Genomic DNA, 24257 nt, shown 5'->3' with positions numbered 1-24257 from the left:
AGTAAAACTAACTTATCTTCCAGTTAGTTAAACAGATTAAAATAGTATAAGGAATATTACTTTATCCTCCTATTTTAGAACGTAATGAAATCCCTAAATCAATTATACCTAAGATTGTCACAAGAGGAAACAGCATCGGAATAAACATGCAGGCAATAAAACTAATAATAGGAACCCCTTTCGTAAAACCTTTGCTATGCGCCAAAAAAGCGATAAACGTCAAACCTTGCAGCACGAGTAGTAAAGCAAATATGACATATAGGTTAGAAAATACCATATGTAAATATGATGTCGGTTCTACTTTTATAAAAGTTGATAGCAAAATAAATATAACGTAATACCAAACAATACTTTTCGGTAATTGTATATCTTTAAATTTAGGCCAAGGTATGACATCATGTTTTAGCTTTCTCAAAACACTACCTGATATCATAACTGTAATCCATGAAAAACATACTGAGACCATGACAAGCAAACTCGGGAATAATGTTTGTAACACATCATTAAATTGTGCAAATAGCTCTTTTTGCTCTTTACTAATCGGCATACCCGCAGCAGTAACTATCTTTTCACTTTGCGTCATACTTTCATTAAACATATTTTGCATTTGCTTCATTAAATCTATGTTAAAAAACTTTATACTTGCAACATAAATGAGCATAATACCAATTAAGTAAGCAAGCGTCCCTGCCATCAAAATTTCTACCGGCTTTTTTTGTTTTTTATACATATACCCTAAAACGATGCCTATCACCCCAAACATAGTTGTCTTTACTAAGTTCATCGGTTGGCTGACGATAACAGTAATAAAAAGCGCCGCCGTAAAAATTACAAAGGCACTGGATAATTTATATCTTATCGTTAGCAATATAAATGGCAACGGCAATGCAAACGTTACAACTGTACCTAAAATTGGAACATACATAGATATAAGCAATAGCATTGCATATATCGCTAACAACGCTGCACCTTCAGTAATAAATTTTGTGTTTTTCATCATCTAACCTCTCTTTCAAAAAAGAAAAGCATAGCAAAATGCACAGTAGAGTCCGACTCTACTGTGCATTTCATACGCTATTATTCACCAACATATGGTAAAAGTGCCATTTGACGAGCACGTTTAATTGCAACTGTAAGTTTGCGTTGGTATTTTGCGCTTGTTCCTGTTACACGACGAGGTAAAATTTTACCACGCTCAGAAACGAAACGTTTTAATAAATCAACATCTTTATAATCGATGCGAGTGATGCCGTTAGATGTGAAGAAACACACCTTACGACGTTTCGCACGTCCACCTTTGCGTCCTGCCATGTCTATTTCCCTCCATTCTTTGTTAAAACTAACAAATTTACTGTATTAGAACGGTAAATCGTCGTCGGAAATGTCGATCGGTTGACCTACATTTGAAAATGGATCGTCATTCTTCGTAAATCCAGAGTTTCCTTGGTTACCTTGGTTGCCTGAATTACTAGATTGACCAAATGGGTTAGAGCTTTGGTTACCGAAACCAGCTCCTGATGGTTGCTGATTAAATGAACCACGTTGCTCCCCACCGCCATTACGCGGCTCTAAAAATTGTACGCTTTCCGCAAGAACTTCTGTTACATATACACGTTTACCATCTTGTCCCTCGTAATTACGAGTTTGAAGACGTCCGTCTACGCCTGCTAAGCTACCTTTTTTCAAATAATTTGCTACGTTTTCTGCTTGTTTACGCCATATTACACAATTAATAAAGTCAGCTTCACGCTCACCTTGTTGATTCGCAAATGCGCGATTCACAGCTAACGTAAAAGTAGCTACTGCAACACCATTGGGCGTGTAACGTAAGTCAGGGTCCTTAGTTAAACGACCAACGAGGATAACACGATTCATCAATCGAACCACTCTCCCTTATATATCAATTATTTTTCTTCTTCTTTAACAACGATATGACGAAGGATATCTTCGTTGATCTTAGCTAAACGATCGAATTCGTTAATCGCTTCTGCGTTAGCATTCACGTTTAAGATCATGTAGAAACCTTCACGTAAGTCGTTGATTTCGTAAGCTAAACGACGCTTACCCCACTCTTTCGTGTTAATGATTTCTGCACCATTGTTTGTTAAAACACCTGCAAAACGTTCAACTAAAGCTTTTTGAGCTTCTTCTTCAACGCCAGGACGAATGATGTACATAATTTCGTACTTTCTCATTACACTTTCACCTCCTTTTGGTCTAAACGGCCCGTAATGGGCAAGGAGCAATTAATTTATAGTAATTACTCACGAGTTTAGATTATATCATAGTAAGTTAGATGAATCAACTCACCCATACATAAAAAACTTGGCAAACACATAATATATTTGCCAAGTTCATATCTTTATTTTTCCTAGGAAATATTAAATTAAACGTTGAAACGGAAATGCATAACGTCTCCGTCTTTTACGATATACTCTTTTCCTTCTAAACGAACTTTACCAGCTTCTTTTGCAGCTGTCATAGAACCGTTTGTCATTAAGTCTTCGTAAGAAACTGTTTCTGCACGAATAAATCCACGCTCAAAGTCTGTATGAATTACGCCGGCACATTGTGGTGCTTTCATACCTTGTTTGAACGTCCATGCACGTACTTCTTGCACACCTGCTGTGAAGTACGTAGCAAGTCCTAATAAATCATATGCAGCACGAATTAATTGATCTAAACCAGATTCCTCAATGCCCAGTTCTTCAAGGAAGACTTTTTTCTCTTCCTCGTCTAGCTCAGCAATTTCTGATTCGATTTTTGCACATACAACGATTACTTGAGAATTTTCATTTGCAGCAAATTCTTTTACCATTTGTACGTATTTATTTTCAGAAGGATCGATAACATCGTCCTCGCTTACGTTTGCTACGTATAACATTTCTTTCGTTGTCAGTAAATGAAGACCTTTAACAATCTTCATTTGCTCTTCTGTAAATTCAACAGTACGAGCTGGTTTTCCCTCTTCAAAAGCTTCTTTTAAACGTACTAAAATTTCATGCTCATATACTGCTTCTTTATCCTTTTGTCTTGCTAATTTCGCAACACGTTCGATACGTTTATCAACAGATTCTAAGTCTGCTAAGATTAGCTCTAAGTTGATTGTTTCAATATCATCAATTGGATCTACTTTACCTGAAACATGCGTAATATTTTCGTCTTCAAAACAACGAACAACTTGGCAAATTGCATCTACTTGGCGAATGTGAGATAAGAATTTATTTCCTAAACCTTCACCTTTACTCGCACCTTTTACGATACCTGCAATATCAGTAAACTCAAATACAGTCGGAACAGTTTTTTTCGGTTCTACTAATTCCGTTAATTTATTTAAACGCTCATCTGGTACTTCTACAATCCCTACGTTTGGATCAATTGTACAGAATGGATAGTTCGCAGATTCTGCTCCTGCTTGTGTAATTGCATTAAATAAAGTGGACTTCCCTACGTTAGGTAATCCAACAATCCCAGCCGTTAATCCCATATTTTTCACTCCTATGTCTCAATCTTTCATCATTATAGATAGTAACGAAAAAAATGACAAGTTTCCTCCAAACGAAAAAAAGTAACAGCTACCCACTGCAACTGTTACTTTCTCTCTATTCTTCGTGCTTCACAAGTATTTTTTTCACCTTACGATCAAACTCTCTTCGAGGAATCATTACTGAATGGTCACATCCCTCGCACTTAATGCGGATATCCATTCCCATACGAATAATCTTCCAACGATTCTCCCCACATGGGTGGGCTTTCTTCATTTCCACAACATCGTACAAGTTATACTGCTTTTGCTCCATTCTCCAAACCCCTCTCCATATTAAATTGCTTTTCCACTCACTAACTCTTCACGATTATATAAAACCATACGTGGATATGGAATTTCAATACCATGTAAATCTAGGCGATTTTTAATTTCTTTACGAAGTGCTCTTGCAATAACCGCATGTTGCATCGGCTCTACTTCTGCAATAACACGTAATATAACTTCTGATGCAGCTAATGTTTGCACGCCTAATAACTGAGGCGTTGTTACCATTTGCTCATATTGTGCAGGTAATTCTTCTAATAATTCTTCAATGACTTGCTCTGCTTTTGCTATATCAGCCTCATACGAAATAGATACGTCAACAAATGCTACACTATTACTAACTGAATAGTTGGTAACTTGAACGATACTTCCGTTTGGTAAAGTATGAATTTCACCTGTCCAACTTTTCACTTTCGTTGTACGAAGTCCAATTTCTAAAACGACACCTTCAAACTGACCAATTTTCACATAGTCACCAACTGAAAATTGATCTTCTAACAAGATAAATAACCCTGTAATAACATCTTTCACCAAACTTTGAGCACCAAATCCGACTGCTAAACCAATTACCCCAGCACCGGCTAATAAACCTGATGCATTAATATTGAACACACCTAAAATCGCAATTAACATAATAAACATAACAACGTATGCCACAATATTTTCAAGTAACTTCGCTACTGTAACTGTACGACGTTCTGAAATTTGAATTGGCGAACGACTTCCCATACGAAACGCATTTCGTACAACCGCTCTTGCAATTCGTACTACAATTGCACCAATTGTTAAAATGATACATATTTTTAATGTCGCAATTCCAATATCAGCCCAACGATCAGCATCTAATAAATACTGTTTCGTAGCATTAAACCACTTCGTTAATACATCCATGTACCTCTACCTCTCCAGCCAAAATTTCTTTTTAGTTATCCTTCTTATTGTATCAGAAGTCTCCTAATTGCTGAAAAAATTTTATGTCTTTAATTACATTTGTTAACTTCCATGCAGGTATAAAATGAAACAAATATATATATACTAGTACTATTATTTCCGTTTTCACTTAAGTTTTACAGCAAGTACGCACTTATAGTTTTCCATTTCACTCACCATATAACATATTTTGAAAATTTATTAAAAGGATGGGTGCTTCATGAATATTGGAAGTTTTCGCTTACCTTTTTTCGAAAAAGAAACTCAAAACGTTATGCACCAAGATTTAGAAGCCTCTGAGACAATTAGTAACTTCTTACTTTCCCACATCCCTATAAAAACTCATATACCAATTATTCTCGTTTGTATCGGAACAGATCGTTCTACAGGTGATGCACTTGGTCCATTAGTCGGTACGAAGCTAGAACAAGTAGGAATTAAAAATTTCCAAGTTTTCGGCACACTAGATGAACCAGTACATGCGCTAAATTTAGAAGAAAAAATTCAGAATATACAGAAAGATAATCCTGCTTCATTTATCATTGCGGTTGATGCCTGTTTAGGAAAGTCTCAAAGTATTGGCTCCATCACTACCGGAATGGGACCTAGTAAACCTGGAGCCGCGATGAACAAAAAATTACCTGCAGTCGGTGATTTACATATTCATGGCATCGTAAATTTAAATGGTTTTATGGAGTTTTTCGTTCTACAAAACACAAGATTAAGTTTAGTCATGAAAATGGCTGACGTAATCGCACAGAGTATAAAAGAAACGGATCAAAAAATATGTGCATTAAAAAAAGCAAACCATCTATAAATAATAAGATGGTTTGCTTTTTAGTTTTTCTGCGCTAATAATTCTAAAATACGATTTAAATCTTCTTTATTAAAAAATTCAATTTCGATTTTACCTTTTTCTTTTTTCGTTTCTTTAATTTTCACATCTGTGCCAAACTTTTCTCTCAAGAACGTTTCGCGCTCTATGAAAAATATGTTTCTCTCTTTTTTCACTTGTTTTGTTTCACGTGAAACGCTTTGATTAATCTCCTGAACAATTTTCTCTAATTGACGAACATTTAGTCCTTCTTTTTCGATTCGTTTCAATAAAGATTTCAATTGTTCTTCATCTTTTATCGTAAGCAAGGTTCTCCCATGAGCCATTGAAAGTTGACCATTTGCAATCATATCTTGAACAAAAGAAGGAAGGCTCAATAACCGCGTATAGTTTGCAATGTAAGGTCTGCTTTTACCAAGACGTTTTGCTAATTGTTCTTGCGTCACATTTAGCTCATTCATTAACATTTGGTATGCCATTGCTTCTTCCATTGGATTTAAATCTTCTCGCTGTAAGTTTTCAAGCAATGCAAACTCCATCATTTGCTGCTCATTTAATTGTCTTACAACAGCAGGTACCTTTTCGAGTCCTGCTTCTTTAGCGGCACGATATCTTCTTTCACCTGCAACAATTTCATATCCCTTAATACTCTTTCTAGCAATTAACGGTTGTAATATGCCGTGCTCTTTAATGGAAGCCGATAATTCCTGAATCGCCTCTTTATTAAAGTGTTTACGTGGTTGATATGGATTCGGCCTTAATTCAGTTATCACAATCTCCTGAATTGTCTCTTCTTCTTTCACATCTAAATCAGGAAAAAACACATTGATTCCTCTTCCTAATCCTTTAGCCACCTGCAATCACTTCCTCTGCTAAATCTATATATACTTCTGCCCCTCTTGATTTAGCGTCATACTGCATAATTGGTTTCCCATGACTTGGTGCTTCACTCAAACGAACATTACGAGGGATAATTGAACGATATACTTTATCCCTAAAGTATTTTTTCACTTCATCTATAACTTGAATCCCTAAATTTGTACGGGCATCCAACATTGTTAGCAATACACCTTGAATTGCTAGATTTTTATTTAAGTGCTTTTGCACAAGTCGAACTGTATTTAATAGCTGACTTAACCCTTCTAGTGCGTAATATTCGCATTGAACAGGAATAATAACAGAATCCGCTGCAGTTAATGCATTAATCGTTAATAACCCTAAGGACGGGGGACAGTCGATAATAATATAATCATATTCATCACGAACTGGCTGTAATGCCCTTTGCAAACGTACTTCCCGGGAAATAGTCGGTACCAATTCAATTTCAGCACCTGCCAATTGAATTGTAGCGGGTAGAACATCTAAGTTTTCAGTTGCGGTTTTCTGTATAACCCCTTGAACATCTGCATCTTCCACAAGAACATTGTAAATACATTGATCTAATTCGGATTTTTCAATTCCCACACCAGTCGTTGCATTTCCTTGAGCATCAATATCTACAAGAAGGACCTTTTTACCTACTTGTGCCAATCCAGCCCCTAAATTAACAGATGTTGTTGTTTTCCCAACGCCACCTTTTTGATTGGCAATAGCAATGATTTTTCCCATGATGTCACCTACTTTCAACCTTTCTATCATATTTCTAATAACAATTACGTTTATTGTAACATGAAATAAAAGTTTTTCTTTTACGTCCTTATTAAACTTCAAAATTTATTTGTAAACTCCTTCTTCATCTAACAAGAAAATATAGTAAAAGAGACCTATCCAATAGGATTAGGTCTCTAGCACGCCATTATTATTTTTTCTTCGGAATTTGAATTGTAATTTGATAGTATTCATCAAATTCTTCTTCCTCAGAATTAACATTTAAACCACTATCAGCAACCATTTGTAATGACTGCCTAATTGTATTCATAGCAATTCTCGTATCTCGACTGACCGCCTTTTGCTTTGCCTTACGCTTCGGTTTTGCTTCCTCTAGTAATTTCGTAATTCGTTCCTCTGTTTGCTTTACATTCAGTTGTTTTTCCACAATCTCCTGTAAAACCTTCAGTTGTAATTCCTCATTCTTTAAAGGAATAAGCGCGCGGGCATGGCGTTCTGTAATACTTTTTTCTAATAACGCACTTTTTATTTCTTCAGGCAACTTTAACAATCGCAACTTATTTGCGATTGTAGATTGTCCTTTTCCAAGTCTTTGTGCCAATGCTTCTTGCGTTAAATTATGTAACTCAATTAGCTTTTGATACGCCACAGCTTCCTCGATTGCTGTTAGTTCCTCACGTTGCAAGTTTTCAATTAAAGCCACAGAAGCTGTTTCTGTATCATTTAAGTTTTTTATAATTGCAGGAACCTTTTCCCACCCTAACTTTGTTGCTGCACGGAAACGCCTTTCTCCAGCAATAATCTCGTACTTATCATCCTCATATTGCCTCACAACAATTGGCTGAATAAGTCCGTGTGTACGAATTGTTAATGCTAATTCCTCAATACGCGCATCATCAAAAACTGTTCGTGGTTGATAACGGTTAGGGGTAATATTTACTATCGGAATTTCTTGTATTTCTTCATATACCTTTTTATCTATTTCTTCATGGCTTTCGTCTTGTAATTCGAATTCGCTCTCTTTATCTCCAAAGCCAAATAAACGAGAAAACGTATTTTTCATACATATTCCACCACCTTTAGGCCTATTGACTATTCTCCATAAAATGTTTCCTTTGAAACATTTACGTTTTCATTTATATAATTTAATCTTACGTCTAATAAGATTTATTTTTCAATAGGTAATTTATTGGGTGTTCCCGGTTTGCGTGGATATTTCTTTGGTGTCTTGCGCTTTTTCTCGATTAATAAAATATTACGTTCACTTTCTTCAAACGGTAATTGGAACGTAGACATTTCTTTTAGATCCCCGCCTAGCACCTCTAAAGCATACTTACCATTTTCAATTTCTTCGTTTGCTGCGGCACCTTTCATTGCAATGAATGTTCCCCCAACTTTTACAAGCGGTAAACATAGCTCACTTAATACTGAAAGACGCGCAACTGCACGTGCCATTACAATGTCGTACACTTCACGTACACCTTCTTTTTTCCCAAATGTTTCAGCACGATCGTGACAAAACGCGACGTCACTTAATTCCAACTTTTGTGCTAAATGATTTAAGAAATTAATACGTTTTTGCAATGAGTCTACAATTGTCACTTTTAAATGCGGGAAACAAATTTTTAAAGGAATACTTGGGAATCCAGCTCCTGCGCCAACATCACAAATTGAGAATGGTTTTGAAAAATCATAATAAAAAGCAGCTGTAATGGAATCAAAAAAGTGTTTTAAATATACTTCCTCTTTCTCCGTAATAGCCGTTAAATTCATTTTTTCATTCCATTCTACTAATGTTTCGAAGTAGATTTCGAACTGCTCTAACTGTCTAGAAGAGAGGGTGATACCCTTCTCTTCTAGCATAGATTGAAATTGTTCTATGTTCATCTAACAATATCTCCTTACTATTTATTGGTTCGATACTCGCGCAATTTTTCCTTGTTCAATATACACAAGTAAAATGGAAATGTCCGCTGGATTTACGCCAGATATACGTGAAGCTTGCCCCATTGAAAGCGGACGAACATCTTTCAATTTCTGTCTAGCTTCTGATGCAAGGCTAGAAATCGCATCATAATCAATATCTACAGGAATTTTTTTGTTTTCCATTTTCTTCATACGCTCTACTTGTTGTAAAGATTTTTCGATATATCCTTCGTACTTAATCTGAATTTCAACTTGTTCTTTAACTTCATCACTTAATTCTACTTCACTTGGTACTAAAAGATGAATATGCTCATATGTCATCTCTGGACGACGTAATAAGTCACTTGCACGTATTCCATCTTTCAATTCACTTCCGCCAATATTGCGAATTAATTCTTGAACTTCAGGACGTGGTTTAATAATAATGCTGCTTAAACGTTCCTTTTCCTGTTCAATTTGTAATTTTTTATTTGTAAATCGTTCATAGCGCTCTTCTGTAATTAATCCAATTTCATGACCAATTTCTGTTAAACGAAGATCCGCATTATCATGGCGTAATAATAGACGATACTCTGCACGAGACGTTAATAAACGATATGGTTCATTCGTTCCTTTCGTTACAAGGTCATCAATTAAGACACCAATATAAGCATCTTCACGACCTAAAATAACTTCTTTTTTACCTAAAGAACGACATGCTGCATTAATTCCGGCCATAAGCCCTTGTCCTGCTGCCTCTTCGTAACCAGAAGTTCCGTTAATTTGTCCTGCTGTATATAAATTTTTAATTTTTTTCGTTTCAAGTGTTGGCCATAGTTGCGTTGGAACAATTGCGTCATATTCAATTGCATAACCTGTACGCATCATTTCAACATTTTCTAAACCAGGGATTGTTCTAAGCATATCACGCTGTACATCTTCTGGTAAGCTTGTGGATAAACCTTGTACGTACACTTCTTGTGTATTACGTCCTTCTGGCTCTAAGAAGATTTGATGACGTGGTTTATCATTAAACCTTACTACCTTGTCTTCAATTGAAGGACAATATCTAGGTCCTGTTCCCTTAATCATACCAGAATACATAGCTGAGCGATGTAGGTTTTCATCTATTAAACGATGTGTTTCCGTACTTGTATACGTTAACCAACATGGAATTTGATCCATAATAAATTTTGTTGTTTCAAAAGAGAAAGCACGTGGTTTATCGTCACCTGGCTGAATTTCTGTTTTACTGTAATCAATTGTATTACTATTTACGCGCGGAGGTGTACCTGTTTTAAATCTAACAAGATCGAATCCAAGCTCCTCTAAATGTTCTGATAAAGTAATAGATGGTTGTTGATTATTTGGACCACTCGAATATTTCAAATCTCCCATAATAATCTCACCACGTAAAAACGTTCCCGTTGTAATTACGACTGTTTTTGCTGTATATTCAGCACCAGCTTGCGTAATTACACCTTTACATTCGCCATCTTCAACAATTAAACGCTCTACCATTCCTTGGAACAACGTTAAGTTTGGTGTTTCTTCAATTGTTTTCTTTAATTCATGCTGGTAAGAGAACTTATCTGCTTGTGCTCGAAGTGCACGTACAGCTGGCCCTTTACCTGTATTTAACATACGCATTTGAATATGCGTTTTATCAATGTTGCGTCCCATTTCTCCGCCTAATGCATCAATTTCACGAACAACAATCCCTTTTGCTGGTCCACCAACAGAAGGGTTACATGGCATAAACGCTACCATATCTAAGTTAATTGTTAACATTAATGTTTTGGAGCCCATTCGTGCTGCCGCAAGACCAGCTTCACATCCTGCATGACCTGCACCGATTACTATGACATCGTATGAACCGGCATTGTATCCCATTGTTTATTCCTCCTAATAATCTCTATCTTTCTGAAACATCACTATATTATTTTCCTAAACAAAATTGAGAGAACAACTGGTCAATTAGGCTTTCATGAACGGTATCACCAGTAATTTCACCAAGTATTTCCCACGTTCTTGTTAAATCAATTTGCACCATATCAATTGGAACACCATTTTCTATCGCCTCGATTGCATCTCCAATTGTTTTTCCTGCTTGTGTTAATAATCCAATATGTCTCGCATTAGAAACATATGTTACATCTGTAGAATCAATTGTTCCTTCAAAGAATAAATCAGCTATTGCCTTTTCAAGCTCATCTATTCCTTGTTCCTCAATTAACGATGTTGTAATAACACGATTTCCCGCTGCCAATTCTATAACACGCTCCATATCAATTGATTGCGGTAAATCTGTCTTATTTACAATAACAATGAAATCTTTTCCTTGTACGGCACGGAATAGCTCTTCATCCTCATTCGTTAAAGTTTCACTATAATTAACGACAACTAACACTAAATCAGCTTGGCTCATCATTTCTTTTGAACGCTCTACGCCAATTCGTTCAACAACATCTTCCGTTTCACGAATCCCCGCTGTATCTATAAGTTTAAGTGGTACACCACGCACATTAACGTACTCTTCAATAACATCACGAGTTGTTCCTGCAATATCAGTTACAATTGCCTTTTTCTCCTGAACGAGACTATTTAATAGCGATGATTTCCCAACATTAGGTCTACCGATGATTGCAGTAGCAATACCTTCACGTAAAATCTTTCCTTGCTTCGATGTTTCTAATATCTTTGCAATTTCAGCACGAACATGTGTAGCTTTCTCAATTAAAATATTATGTGTCATTTCTTCCACATCATCATATTCTGGGTAATCTATATTTACCTCAACATGAGCTAACGTTTCTAATATATCTTGACGCAGACGACCGATTAATTTAGATAATCGTCCTTCCATTTGATTAATCGCTACGTTCATTGCACGATCTGTTTTTGCACGGATTAAGTCCATAACAGCTTCTGCTTGTGATAAATCAATACGGCCATTTAAAAAAGCACGTTTTGTAAATTCACCAGGCTCTGCTAATCGTACCCCTTGCGCTAAAATAAGCTGCAATACTTTATTTACCGAAACAAGTCCACCGTGACAGTTAATTTCTACTATATTTTCACGTGTAAAAGTCCTTGGTGCACGCATAATAGACGCCATCACTTCTTCAATAACCTGATTTGTATCTAAATCCACAATATGACCATAATGAATCGTGTGAGAAGGAACCTCTGTTAAATCCTTCCCTTTAAAAATACGATTAACTTTTTCAACCGCATCATCTCCACTTACTCGAACAATGGCAATTGCACCCTCTCCAAGCGCTGTGGAAATTGCGGCAATTGTATCAAATTCCATGTCCTTTCACCTCACTTGCTTATTTATCTCTATTTCAACATGATTATTTTCTTCACTAAATTATTAGAATACCATAACGAACCTATCTACAAAAGAATAATAACTCATTTTATTATGTCCTCATGTAAAAAACACTAAACTTATTCACAGTGGATAAGTTTAGTGTTTTTTAGTTATCCACACCTATTTTCCCCTCAAAAAAACCGGCACTCAATTGAGTAACCGGTCACTTGGAAGATATTACAACATGTCGATGTGGTTCTTTTCCTTCAGAAGTTGTAATGATATTTTGATGATTAGACAATGCTTGGTGGATAATCTTTCGTTCAAAAGATGGCATAGGCTCCAACACAACTCTTTTTTTCGTACGTACTACTTGTTTTGCTAATCGATAAGAAAGTGCTTCTAACGTAGCTTTTCTTTTACTACGATAATTTTCAGCATCTAATGTGATACCGATGTACTGCTTCGTATTACGATTCGCTACAAGTTTTGTTAAATACTGTAAAGAATTCAAGGTGTTTCCTCTTTTTCCAATCAAAACACCTACATTTTCGCCGTAAATTGTAAATTCAACTTCGCGTCCCTTTACAATTTTACTAATCTCAGCTTCCACACCCATATCGTGAATAACATTTTTTAAATATTCTTCACATTCTTGAATTGGATCTTTCTTCAATACAACTTCTACTACTGCAGGTCGGTTCCCAAATAAACCTAAGAACCCTCTCTTACCCTCATCGATAATATTTATATCTACTCGGTCTTTTGAAACATTTAGTTGTCTTAAAGCATCCTGTACTGCCAGCTCGACTGTTTGTCCTTTAGCAGTAATTATACTCACTTGCTTGATCCTCCTGCCTTACTAGCCTTAATTTCCGGCCCTTTGATCAAATACATTTGAGCGATACCAAAGATATTACCAACAACCCAGTAAAGTGATAAGGCAGCTGGGAAGTTAATTGCAAAGATTAAAATCATGATTGGCATTAACCAAAGCATCATTGCCATTTGCGGATTTTGACCAGCAGTTCCTGCCATTGCAAGTTTTTGCTGAATAAATGTCGTAATTGCCGCAACAACCGGTAAGATATAGTACGGATCTGCCTGTCCTAAGTCGAACCATAAGAATGTATGCTTACTAATTTCTGATGTTCTCATAATCGCATGGTAAAACGCGAATAAAATAGGCATCTGAACAAAGATTGGTAAACATCCTGCTAATGGGTTTACACCATTTTTTTGATACAATTGCATCATTTCTTGTTGTAGTTTTTGCTGTGTTGCTTGATCTTTAGAGCTATATTTCTCTTTTAACTTCACCATTTCTGGTTGTAACGCTTGCATTGCTTTCGTACTCTTCGTTTGTTTAATCATTAATGGTAATAATGCAAAACGAATAATTAGAGTCGTAACAACGATTGCTAAACCATAATTACTGTTAAATAAGTTTGCAAAATACGTGATTAACTGAGAAAGCGGGTATACGAAATATTCATTCCAAATTCCAGTACTTTTCGGTGTAATCGGCTGATTCACTTCACTACAGCCAGTCGCAATTGCCATTAATGCAATCACCATGGCTAGTAAACCTATTTTCTTTTTCAAAGCCTGCTCCTCCTTGTTTCGGTATGTATATAGTGTAATTCATTTCCTTACGCTACTTTTTTATTCTTTTCATACCAGAGCGTTTAAAGACATGAATTAAGCTTTTCTTTAATTCTTCATATGTCATCTCTGCACAAGGCTTCCTTGCTATTATAACAAAATCTTTCCCAGAATCTATCTCATCTTTTAATTCTGTAATAGACTGACGGATCATACGCTTAATTCGGTTACGCACTACTGCATTTCCTATCTTCTTGCTGACAGAAAGGCCAATACGAAAGTTTGGCTGTTCTTCTTTATCTAGTTGATAGACAACAAATTGACGATTCGCATTAGATTTTCCTTTTTGAAAAACCTTCTGGAATTCATCATTCTTTTTTATACGATGTTTTTTCTTCATATCAATTGACACTCCTGTAGTTCATCAGCGGAAATTCACTATTATTAGAAAAAAAGACCACTGAACGATCAGTGGTCTACGCAGATAATACTTTTCTTCCTTTACGACGACGAGCTGCTAGCACTTTACGTCCGTTCGCTGTGCTCATACGGCTGCGGAAACCATGTACTTTGCTGCGCTTACGTTTATTTGGTTGGTAAGTTCTTTTCATTATATGACACCTCCCTGAGGAATATCTGTTAAAGACAGTCTTATAAATTATAGTTAATCAACTAGGAAAATGTCAATGGTTCTAGAAATTTTCATCAAATATTCATTTTGAACCTATTCACATACTTTTTCACAAATCCTATATTTCCTTGTGGATAAATATTTTTTCTTGTTTTTTATATCCACAAACTCTTTTCGTACTTTTACACAGTATATCGTGTTGTGGACAAGTTTATTCCACAAGGTATTGATTTTGTGGATAACTTTCTTAATTTCATTGCTATAGCTACTTTTTTTTGATATTATAGTTGTGTTTTCACTTTGAATAAGTTTTCCACATCTCTATCTTATCCACAATTTGTGTATAACATGTGGACAGTTTTAATCACATGTGGGTAAATGATTATCCACATTTGCTTTTTTTGTCGAAAACCCTATCTCATATACAAACGACGTTTTTAGGTTTTAAAATACGTTTCGTATAAATATACATTTTATATTTATTCAGGTTGTACATTTGTTGCACAACCTTATTCTTTTACCATCTTAGTAAAGGAGGGACACCTTTGGAAAACATCTCTGATTTATGGAACAGCGCCTTAAAAGAACTCGAAAAAAAGGTCAGTAAACCAAGTTATGAAACATGGTTAAAATCAACAACCGCACATAATTTAAAGAAAGATGTATTAACAATTACGGCTCCAAATGAATTCGCCCGTGATTGGTTAGAATCTCATTATTCAGAGCTAATTTCGGAAACACTTTATGATTTAACGGGGGCAAAATTAGCTATTCGCTTTATTATTCCCCAAAGTCAAGCTGAAGAGGAGATTGATCTTCCTCCTGCTAAACCAAATGCAGCACAAGATGATTCTAATCATTTACCACAGAGTATGCTAAACCCAAAATATACGTTTGATACATTTGTTATTGGCTCTGGTAACCGTTTTGCTCACGCTGCTTCATTGGCCGTAGCCGAAGCGCCAGCTAAAGCATATAATCCCCTCTTTATTTATGGGGGAGTTGGACTTGGAAAAACCCATTTAATGCATGCAATTGGCCATTATGTAATTGAACATAACCCAAATGCCAAAGTTGTATATTTATCATCAGAAAAATTTACAAATGAATTCATTAATTCTATTCGTGATAATAAAGCGGTCGATTTTCGTAATAAATACCGCAATGTAGATGTTTTATTGATAGATGATATTCAATTTTTAGCGGGAAAAGAACAAACTCAAGAAGAGTTTTTCCATACATTCAATGCATTACACGAAGAAAGTAAACAAATTGTAATTTCCAGTGATCGGCCACCAAAAGAAATTCCAACTTTAGAAGATCGTCTTCGTTCTCGCTTTGAATGGGGACTCATTACGGATATTACGCCACCAGATTTAGAAACACGAATTGCGATTTTACGTAAAAAGGCAAAGGCTGAAGGACTTGATATACCAAATGAGGTCATGCTTTATATCGCAAATCAAATCGATTCAAATATTCGTGAACTAGAAGGTGCACTCATCCGCGTTGTAGCTTATTCATCTTTAATTAACAAGGATATTAATGCTGATTTAGCAGCTGAAGCACTTAAAGATATTATTCCAAATTCTAAACCAAAAATTATCTCCATTTATGATATTCAAAAAGCTGTTGGAGATGTTTATCAAGTAAAATTAGAAGATTTCAAGGCGAAAAAGCGCACAAAGTCAGTTGCCTTTCCTCGCCAAATTGCAATGTATTTGTCACGCGAACTGACAGATTCCTCCTTACCTAAAATAGGTGAAGAATTTGGTGGACGTGATCATACAACCGTTATCCATGCCCATGAAAAAATTTCTAAGCTACTTAAGACGGATACGCAATTACAGAAACAAGTTGAAGAAATTAACGATATTTTAAAGTAGTAGCTGAATAGTGTGAATAACTTCCCTTGTTTTACGCACAGTCTATCCACATGTAGATAGACTGTTTTTACATCCTTCAACGAGGTTATCCACATATCCACAGGACCTATTACTATTACTACTATTTTTTTATCTTTATTAATTAAATAAAATCTTATACTTACCGGAGGTTTTTCTTTATGCGTTTTACAATTCAAAAAGACTATCTTGTAAGAAGTGTACAAGATGTAATGAAGGCTGTTTCTTCTCGTACAACAATTCCGATCCTTACAGGAATTAAAGTTGTCGCTACGGAAGAAGGAGTTACATTAACAGGAAGCGATGCTGATATTTCGATTGAATCTTTTATCCCAGTTGAAGAGGATGGAAAAGAAATCGTAGAGGTAAAACAATCAGGAAGCATTGTCTTACAGGCAAAATATTTTAGTGAAATTGTAAAAAAATTACCTAAAGAAACTGTAGAAATTTCTGTAGAAAATCATTTGATGACAAAAATAACTTCTGGAAAATCAGAGTTTAACTTAAATGGTTTAGATTCTGCAGAATATCCATTGTTACCACAAATTGAAGAACATCATGTTTTTAAGATTCCAACGGATTTACTTAAACATATGATCAGACAAACTGTATTTGCAGTTTCTACTTCTGAAACAAGACCGATCTTGACAGGTGTAAACTGGAAAGTATATAACAGCGAACTAACTTGCATTGCTACAGATAGTCACAGGTTAGCTCTTCGAAAAGCAAAAATCGAAGGTATTGTAGATGAATTCCAAGCAAATGTTGTTATTCCAGGGAAAAGCTTAAATGAATTAAGCAAAATTCTAGATGAGTCTGAAGAAATGGTAGATATCGTTATTACGGAGTATCAAGTATTATTCCGTACAAAACATTTATTATTCTTCTCAAGATTGTTAGAAGGAAATTATCCTGATACAACTCGATTAATTCCTGCAGAGAGTAAAACAGATATTTTTGTAAATACGAAAGAATTTTTACAAGCAATTGATCGTGCATCTCTGTTAGCTAGAGATGGTCGTAATAATGTTGTAAAATTATCAACTTTAGAGCAGGCAATGCTAGAGATTTCTTCAAATTCACCAGAAATCGGAAAAGTAGTAGAAGAAGTTCAATGTGAAAAAGTAGATGGGGAAGAGTTAAAAATATCTTTTAGTGCAAAATATATGATGGATGCACTAAAGGCATTAGATAGTACTGAGATTAAGATTAGCTTTACTGGAGCAATGAGACCATTCTTAATTCGTACGGTAAATGATGAATCCATTATTCAATTAATTTTACCGGTTCGTACTTACTAAGTAAGAAATAAGGGTTGCTAGTTTTCAGATGCTAGTAGCCCTTATTTGATTTTTGGGTATTACTTTCCTAATGCTAGTTTATTTAGTACAATGAAAGAATGAACACTTTCAGAAAGTGAGCGATTTTATGAAACGTATTAAAATTTCAACAGAGTATATTACACTAGGGCAATTTTTAAAGTTAGCCGATGTAATTGATACAGGTGGCGCTGTAAAATGGTTTTTACAAGAATATGAAGTGTACGTGAATCAAGAACTTGAAAATAGAAGAGGGCGCAAGCTATATGCGAACGATATTATTGAAATTCCAGGAAGCGGAAGTTTCCAAGTTCAGTCATAAAGGGGGAGCCCTTTGTTTATTTCAGAAATACAATTAAAAAACTATCGCAATTATGAAAAATTAGAGCTTTCCTTTGAAGATAAAGTAAATGTAATTATCGGCGAGAACGCGCAAGGGAAAACGAATTTGATGGAAGCTATTTATGTTTTGGCGATGGCGAAATCTCATAGAACCTCTAATGATCGCGAGCTTATCCGTTGGGATGAAGATTTCGGTCAAATTAAGGGAAAGTTACAAAAGAGAAATAGTTCTTTGTCTTTGGAATTAAATATCTCGAAAAAAGGTAAAAAGGCAAAATTAAATCAACTTGAACAACAAAAATTGAGTCAATATATTGGCGTGATGAATGTTGTCATGTTTGCCCCAGAAGATTTAAATCTTGTAAAAGGAAGCCCTCAAGTAAGAAGACGCTTTTTAGATATGGAATTAGGCCAAATAGCTCCGGTCTATTTGTATGAATTGAGTCAATATCAAAAGGTGCTCACACAACGAAATCACTTGCTGAAAAAGATGCAAGGGAATAGTAAGAATGAGGAAACGATGTTGGATGTATTTACACTTCAACTTATTGAGCATGGTGCAAAGATATTGCAAAAGCGTTTTGAATTTTTGCATTTACTACAAGAATGGGCAGCTCCAATTCATCGCGGTATAAGCCGTGGATTAGAAGAATTAGAAATTGTCTATAAACCAAGTGTAGATGTATCAGAATCAATGGATTTGTCGAAAATAAAAGAAGTATACTATGAAAGTTTTCAATCTGTGAAACAACGTGAAATTTTCCGTGGTACGACTTTACTTGGTCCTCATCGTGATGATTTACAATTCTTCGTTAATAGTAAAAATGTTCAAGTCTTTGGTTCTCAAGGACAACAACGAACGACCGCACTGTCCCTAAAATTAGCTGAAATTGAATTGATTTACTCAGAAGTTAAGGAATATCCGATCCTTTTATTGGATGATGTATTATCAGAATTAGATGATTATCGTCAATCACATCTGTTAAATACAATTCAAGGAAAAGTGCAAACATTTGTGACAACGACGAGTGTCGACGGAATTGAACACGAAACATTAAAAGAAGCGAAAACAATTCATGTAACGAACGGCACGGTAGATTGTGAAATAGATAGGGCATAATCCCTGTTTAAATGGAAAAGTAGGTGATCTTTGTGTCAATGGAACAAAAGCAAATGCAAGAAAATTCATATGATGAAAGCCAGATACAGGTACTTGAAGGACTAGAAGCAGTTCGAAAGCGCCCTGGTATGTATATTGGATCTACAAGTGGAAAAGGACTTCACCACCTTGTGTGGGAAATCGTCGATAATAGTATTGATGAAGCACTTGCAGGGTACTGTGATGAAATTAATGTTAGTATCGAAGAAGATAATAGTATCCTTGTAACAGATAATGGACGTGGTATTCCAGTTGGTATACAAGAAAAAATGGGACGTCCTGCTGTAGAAGTTATTATGACCGTTCTTCATGCCGGTGGTAAGTTTGGCGGTGGCGGTTATAAAGTTTCTGGTGGTTTGCACGGTGTTGGTGCATCAGTTGTAAATGCCTTATCAACAGAACTAGAGGTATTTGTACATCGTGATGGAAAAATCCATTACCAAAAGTATGAAAGAGGTATTCCAGTTGCGGATTTAAAAGTCATCGGCGATACAGATAAGACTGGAACAATAACTCGCTTTAAGCCAGACCCAGAGATTTTTAAAGAGACGACAGAATATGAATTTGATACGTTAGCGACTCGTATGCGTGAGCTGGCATTTTTAAATCGTAATATTAAATTAACAATTGAAGATAAGCGTGAACATAAACAAAAGAAAGAGTTTCACTATGAAGGTGGAATTAAATCATATGTTGAACATTTAAATCGTTCAAAACAACCAATTCATGAAGAACCTGTATATGTAGAAGGTTCAAAAGATGGAATTCAGGTTGAAGTTGCGCTTCAATATAACGAAGGATATACAAATCATATTTACTCATTTACGAATAACATTCATACGTATGAAGGTGGAACGCATGAAGTAGGATTTAAAACAGCCTTAACTCGTGTGATCAACGATTATGGTCGTAAAAATAGTATTTTAAAAGATGCAGACAGTAATCTAACTGGTGAGGATGTTCGTGAAGGTTTAACTGCAATTGTGTCAATTAAACATCCGAATCCACAATTTGAAGGACAAACGAAGACGAAACTTGGAAATAGTGAAGCAAGAACAATTACAGAGTCAGTATTCTCAGAGGCATTTGAAAAGTTCTTACTGGAAAATCCCAATGTTGCACGTAAAATTATAGATAAAGGGACGATGGCAGCGCGTGCACGTGTAGCAGCTAAAAAGGCTCGTGAGTTAACTCGTCGAAAGAGCGCTTTAGAAGTTTCAAGTTTACCAGGGAAATTGGCAGATTGTTCTTCTAAAGATCCCGCAATTAGTGAAATTTATATTGTAGAGGGTGACTCTGCGGGTGGATCTGCAAAACAGGGGCGCGATCGTCATTTCCAAGCAATTTTACCGCTGAAAGGTAAAATTATTAATGTCGAAAAGGCCCGTTTAGATAAAATTTTATCAAATGATGAAGTTCGTACAATTATTACGGCGATTGGTACAAATATCGGCGGAGACTTCGATATTGAAAAAGCACGCTATCATAAAGTTATTATTATGACCGATGCCGATGTTGATGGTGCACATATTCGTACCCTATTATTAACGTTCTTCTATCGTTATATGCGTCAAATAATTGAGTGTGGATATATATATATCGCACAGCCACCTTTGTTTAAAGTACAACAAGGTAAGAAAATTCAATATGCTTATAATGAGAAAGAGCTTGAAAAGATTTTAGCTGAATTACCAGCTCAACCTAAACCAGGAATCCAACGTTACAAAGGTCTAGGGGAAATGAATCCAACTCAGCTGTGGGAGACAACAATGGACCCAGAGGTACGTTCATTACTTCAGGTTTCTCTTCAAGATGCAATTGAGGCAGATGAAACATTTGAAATTTTAATGGGAGATAAAGTAGAGCCACGTCGTAACTTTATCCAAGAAAATGCAAAATACGTGAAAAACCTTGATATTTAAATGAGTAATGACAGGAATCTAAGTATTCCTGTCTTCTACATATAAATCAATGTATGTGTAACGGAAATGTAAGAGGAGGTGCTCGTTGATGTCAGACAATCAACAACAAGCACGAATTCGAGAAATTAATATTAGTCATGAAATGCGTACCTCATTTTTAGATTACGCAATGAGTGTTATCGTATCTCGTGCATTACCAGATGTTCGTGATGGATTAAAACCTGTGCATCGTAGGGTTTTATATGCGATGAATGATTTAGGAATTACAGCTGATAAAGCGTATAAGAAATCAGCGCGTATTGTCGGTGAAGTAATCGGTAAGTATCACCCTCACGGTGATTCAGCCGTTTACGAGACGATGGTACGTATGGCGCAAGATTTCAGCCAACGTTATATGCTTGTTGATGGGCATGGTAACTTTGGTTCTGTTGATGGTGATTCGGCAGCGGCAATGCGTTATACAGAAGCAAGAATGTCTAAGATTTCTATGGAATTAATACGTGATATTTCAAAAAATACGATTGATTATCAAGATAACTATGATGGTTCTGAAAGAGAGCCAATTGTATTGCCAGCGCGTTTCCCTAATTTATTAGTGAATGGTACGACGGGTATTGCAGTTGGTATGGCAACAAACATTCCGCCGCACCAACTTGGTGAAGTAATTGATGGAGTACTGGCACTAAGCCATAATCCTGACATTACTATTGCAGAATTAATGGAGTTTATTCCAGGACCAGATTTTCCAACGGCAGGTTTAATTTTGGGACGAAGTGGCATTCGTAGAGCGTATGAAACAGGACGAGGTTCTATTATACTTCGTGCTAAAGTTGAAATTGAAGAGAAGTCAAATGGCAAACAATCTATTATCGTAACGGAACTACCTTATCAAGTGAATAAGGCGCGATTAATTGAAAAAATCGCAGAATTAGTTCGCGATAAGAAAATTGAAGGTATTACAGATTTACGTGATGAATCAGATCGAAATGGTATGCGTATTGTTATGGAAGTACGTCGTGATGCCAATGCTAACGTATTATTAAATAACTTATATAAACATACAGCACTTCAAACAAGTTTTGGTATTAACATGTTGTCTCTTGTAAATGGAGAGCCGCAAGTACTGAACTTAAAACAAAATTTATATCATTACTTGGAACATCAAAAGGTAGTAATTCGTAGACGTACTGCTTATGAACTAGAAAAAGCAGAAGCACGTGCCCATATTCTAGAAGGATTACGCATCGCGTTAGATCACCTTGATGAAGTTATTACTTTAATCCGTAGTTCAAAAACAGCTGATATTGCAAAGCAAGGTTTAATGGAACGTTTCGGTTTAAGCGAAAAACAAGCGCAAGCGATTTTAGATATGCGTCTGCAACGTTTAACTGGATTAGAACGTGAAAAAATCGAACAAGAATATCAAGATTTAATGAAATTAATCGCCGAATTAAAAGCAATCTTAGCAGATGAAGAGAAGGTCCTTGAGATTATCCGAGAAGAATTAACAGAAGTAAAAGAGCGTTTCAATGATAAGAGACGGACAGAAATTACAATCGGTGGTATGGAATTTATTGAAGATGAAGATTTAATTCCAGAGCAAAACATTGCAATTACGTTAACTCATAACGGTTATATTAAAAGGTTACCAGCTTCTACGTACAAAACACAGAACCGTGGTGGACGTGGTGTGCAAGGAATGGGAACGAATGATGATGATTTCGTAGAACATTTATTGACTACTTCTACGCATGATCATATTTTATTCTTTACAAACAAGGGTAAAGTATACCGTACAAAAGGATATGAAATTCCAGAGTATAGTCGTACGGCGAAAGGGTTACCGATTATTAACCTATTAGGGGTAGATAAGGGTGAGTGGATCAACGCCATTATTCCAATTCGTGAGTTTGGTGACGACCAGTTCCTATTCTTTACGACGAAACAAGGTATTTCTAAGAGAACACCGCTCTCATCATTTGCAAATATACGTACGAATGGTTTAATTGCGATTTCGCTTCGTGAAGAAGATGAAGTAATTTCTGTACGTTTAACATCTGGTGATAAGGATATTATTGTAGGAACAAGCAATGGTATGCTAATTCGTTTTAACGAGCAAGATGTGCGTTCTATGGGACGTAATGCGGCTGGTGTAAAAGCAATTACATTAGGTGAAGAAGATCAAGTTGTAGGTATGGAAATTGTCGAAGAGGATGTAAATGTTTTAATTGTAACGAAAAATGGTTATGGAAAACGTACGCCAATTGATGAATATCGCTTGCAAAGCCGTGGTGGTAAAGGTCTGAAGACTTGTAATATTACAGATAAAAACGGTAAATTAGTAGCTGTTAAATCTGTAACAGGTGAAGAAGATATCATGTTAATTACAGCAGCAGGTGTTATTATTCGTATGCCGGTTGATCAAATCTCTCAAATGGGACGTAATACACAAGGTGTTCGTCTAATTCGATTAGAGGATGAGCAAGAGGTAGCGACAGTAGCAAAAGCACAAAAAGATGATGAGGAAGAAACGAGTGAAGAGGTTTCTTCAGAAGAATAAAAGGGGAGATATCTCCCCTTTTTATTTTTTTATAATAATACTTGCATAGGTAAGAGAAAGTCTATATAATAGGCAGAGTCAGCAAATGAGAGATACAAGTTATCAAAAAAACTTGTTGACGAAAATAATGTACTATGATATATTATAAAAGTCGCTGAAACGCGATGTTGAACTTTGAAAACTAAACGAAACAAACAACGTGAAACGTCAATTTTTATTTTAGATGCTAGACAAACTAACTTTATTGGAGAGTTTGATCCTGGCTCAGGATGAACGCTGGCGGCGTGCCTAATACATGCAAGTCGAGCGAATGGATTAAGAGCTTGCTCTTATGAAGTTAGCGGCGGACGGGTGAGTAACACGTGGGTAACCTGCCCATAAGACTGGGATAACTCCGGGAAACCGGG

At 35.9% G+C, this 24257-nt stretch carries 24 protein-coding genes and 1 rRNA gene; 8 read left to right on the top strand and 17 right to left on the bottom strand.

The window, feature by feature from the left end:
- Positions 1-61 precede the first annotated feature (61 nt).
- The 7 genes from ACVWY7_RS15850 to ACVWY7_RS15820 all read right to left on the bottom strand — a co-directional run bounded on the left by ACVWY7_RS15850 (position 62) and on the right by ACVWY7_RS15820 (position 4702).
- Positions 62-997, bottom strand: coding sequence for a YybS family protein (locus ACVWY7_RS15850; protein ID WP_139242296.1), 936 nt, complete (start codon positions 995-997; stop codon positions 62-64).
- An 80-nt stretch (positions 998-1077) separates the two neighbouring features.
- Positions 1078-1311, bottom strand: coding sequence for a 30S ribosomal protein S18 (gene rpsR / locus ACVWY7_RS15845; protein ID WP_000918874.1), 234 nt, complete (start codon positions 1309-1311; stop codon positions 1078-1080).
- A gap of 45 nt (positions 1312-1356) precedes the next feature.
- Positions 1357-1878 (bottom strand): single-stranded DNA-binding protein, encoded by a 522-nt coding sequence (gene ssb, locus ACVWY7_RS15840; protein WP_000981967.1) that lies wholly within the window; start codon positions 1876-1878, stop codon positions 1357-1359.
- A gap of 26 nt (positions 1879-1904) precedes the next feature.
- On the bottom strand, positions 1905-2195 hold the full coding sequence (gene rpsF / locus ACVWY7_RS15835) for a 30S ribosomal protein S6 (RefSeq protein WP_001233779.1): 291 nt from the start codon (positions 2193-2195) through the stop codon (positions 1905-1907).
- 191 nt (positions 2196-2386) lie between these two features.
- Positions 2387-3487, bottom strand: coding sequence for a redox-regulated ATPase YchF (gene ychF, locus ACVWY7_RS15830; RefSeq protein ID WP_000524669.1), 1101 nt, complete (start codon positions 3485-3487; stop codon positions 2387-2389).
- 115 nt (positions 3488-3602) lie between these two features.
- The gene (locus ACVWY7_RS15825; RefSeq protein WP_000436051.1) at positions 3603-3800 is read right to left on the bottom strand and encodes a DUF951 domain-containing protein; all 198 of its coding nucleotides are present in this window, start codon (positions 3798-3800) and stop codon (positions 3603-3605) included.
- 20 nt (positions 3801-3820) lie between these two features.
- On the bottom strand, positions 3821-4702 hold the full coding sequence (locus ACVWY7_RS15820) for a mechanosensitive ion channel family protein (RefSeq protein WP_000382910.1): 882 nt from the start codon (positions 4700-4702) through the stop codon (positions 3821-3823).
- A 259-nt stretch (positions 4703-4961) separates the two neighbouring features.
- Between ACVWY7_RS15820 and yyaC the strand changes: the two genes are divergently transcribed.
- A complete protein-coding gene (gene yyaC / locus ACVWY7_RS15815; RefSeq protein ID WP_001020723.1) occupies positions 4962-5558 on the top strand; it encodes a spore protease YyaC in 597 nt (198 codons plus the stop codon).
- A 20-nt stretch (positions 5559-5578) separates the two neighbouring features.
- On the opposite strand, the gene spo0J is transcribed toward yyaC, so the two are convergent.
- The 10 genes from spo0J to rpmH all read right to left on the bottom strand — a co-directional run bounded on the left by spo0J (position 5579) and on the right by rpmH (position 14624).
- Positions 5579-6430, bottom strand: a complete 852-nt coding sequence (spo0J, locus tag ACVWY7_RS15810; RefSeq protein ID WP_001051840.1) for a stage 0 sporulation protein Spo0J — start codon at positions 6428-6430, stop codon at positions 5579-5581.
- A complete protein-coding gene (gene soj, locus ACVWY7_RS15805; protein WP_000516114.1) occupies positions 6423-7184 on the bottom strand; it encodes a sporulation initiation inhibitor protein Soj in 762 nt (253 codons plus the stop codon). Before soj ends, spo0J begins: the two co-directional genes overlap by 8 nt.
- Positions 7185-7374: 190 nt before the next feature.
- Positions 7375-8247 carry a nucleoid occlusion protein gene (gene noc / locus ACVWY7_RS15800; protein WP_000799028.1) on the bottom strand — a complete coding sequence of 291 codons (873 nt, stop codon included), beginning with the start codon at positions 8245-8247 and terminating at the stop codon, positions 7375-7377.
- Between the two features lie 104 nt (positions 8248-8351).
- Positions 8352-9071: a 16S rRNA (guanine(527)-N(7))-methyltransferase RsmG gene (gene rsmG, locus ACVWY7_RS15795; RefSeq protein WP_073524543.1), complete on the bottom strand. Its 720-nt coding sequence runs from the start codon at positions 9069-9071 to the stop codon at positions 8352-8354.
- 21 nt (positions 9072-9092) lie between these two features.
- On the bottom strand, positions 9093-10982 hold the full coding sequence (mnmG, locus tag ACVWY7_RS15790; RefSeq protein ID WP_073524545.1) for a tRNA uridine-5-carboxymethylaminomethyl(34) synthesis enzyme MnmG: 1890 nt from the start codon (positions 10980-10982) through the stop codon (positions 9093-9095).
- A gap of 46 nt (positions 10983-11028) precedes the next feature.
- Positions 11029-12405 carry a tRNA uridine-5-carboxymethylaminomethyl(34) synthesis GTPase MnmE gene (gene mnmE, locus ACVWY7_RS15785; RefSeq protein ID WP_000393764.1) on the bottom strand — a complete coding sequence of 459 codons (1377 nt, stop codon included), beginning with the start codon at positions 12403-12405 and terminating at the stop codon, positions 11029-11031.
- Between the two features lie 226 nt (positions 12406-12631).
- Complete coding sequence (jag, locus tag ACVWY7_RS15780) at positions 12632-13249, bottom strand: RNA-binding cell elongation regulator Jag/EloR (protein ID WP_000022803.1); 618 nt, start codon at positions 13247-13249, stop codon at positions 12632-12634.
- A complete protein-coding gene (gene spoIIIJ / locus ACVWY7_RS15775) occupies positions 13246-14013 on the bottom strand; it encodes a YidC family membrane integrase SpoIIIJ (RefSeq protein WP_000726762.1) in 768 nt (255 codons plus the stop codon). Before spoIIIJ ends, jag begins: the two co-directional genes overlap by 4 nt.
- A gap of 52 nt (positions 14014-14065) precedes the next feature.
- Positions 14066-14413 (bottom strand): ribonuclease P protein component, encoded by a 348-nt coding sequence (gene rnpA, locus ACVWY7_RS15770; RefSeq protein WP_000726625.1) that lies wholly within the window; start codon positions 14411-14413, stop codon positions 14066-14068.
- Positions 14414-14489: 76 nt separating this feature from the next.
- Complete coding sequence (gene rpmH / locus ACVWY7_RS15765; RefSeq protein ID WP_000831901.1) at positions 14490-14624, bottom strand: 50S ribosomal protein L34; 135 nt, start codon at positions 14622-14624, stop codon at positions 14490-14492.
- 565 nt (positions 14625-15189) lie between these two features.
- On the opposite strand from rpmH, the gene dnaA reads away from it, so the two are divergent.
- The 7 genes from dnaA to ACVWY7_RS15730 all read left to right on the top strand — a co-directional run.
- Complete coding sequence (gene dnaA, locus ACVWY7_RS15760; RefSeq protein WP_000428021.1) at positions 15190-16530, top strand: chromosomal replication initiator protein DnaA; 1341 nt, start codon at positions 15190-15192, stop codon at positions 16528-16530.
- A 179-nt stretch (positions 16531-16709) separates the two neighbouring features.
- The gene (gene dnaN, locus ACVWY7_RS15755) at positions 16710-17849 is read left to right on the top strand and encodes a DNA polymerase III subunit beta (protein ID WP_001212892.1); all 1140 of its coding nucleotides are present in this window, start codon (positions 16710-16712) and stop codon (positions 17847-17849) included.
- Between the two features lie 127 nt (positions 17850-17976).
- Positions 17977-18189 (top strand): S4 domain-containing protein YaaA, encoded by a 213-nt coding sequence (gene yaaA / locus ACVWY7_RS15750; RefSeq protein WP_000821367.1) that lies wholly within the window; start codon positions 17977-17979, stop codon positions 18187-18189.
- Positions 18190-18201: 12 nt separating this feature from the next.
- Complete coding sequence (gene recF, locus ACVWY7_RS15745; RefSeq protein WP_000470746.1) at positions 18202-19329, top strand: DNA replication/repair protein RecF; 1128 nt, start codon at positions 18202-18204, stop codon at positions 19327-19329.
- 38 nt (positions 19330-19367) lie between these two features.
- A complete protein-coding gene (gene gyrB, locus ACVWY7_RS15740) occupies positions 19368-21290 on the top strand; it encodes a DNA topoisomerase (ATP-hydrolyzing) subunit B (protein ID WP_000435986.1) in 1923 nt (640 codons plus the stop codon).
- A gap of 88 nt (positions 21291-21378) precedes the next feature.
- A complete protein-coding gene (gene gyrA / locus ACVWY7_RS15735) occupies positions 21379-23850 on the top strand; it encodes a DNA gyrase subunit A (protein ID WP_001282857.1) in 2472 nt (823 codons plus the stop codon).
- Between the two features lie 241 nt (positions 23851-24091).
- Positions 24092-24257, top strand: a 16S ribosomal RNA gene (locus tag ACVWY7_RS15730); the annotation flags it as partial.

It is taken from the genome of Bacillus sp. TE9106W, assembly GCF_054062215.1.
Note: the sequence above shows the minus strand (reverse complement) of the source record. Positions and strands in the feature narration are given on the sequence as shown.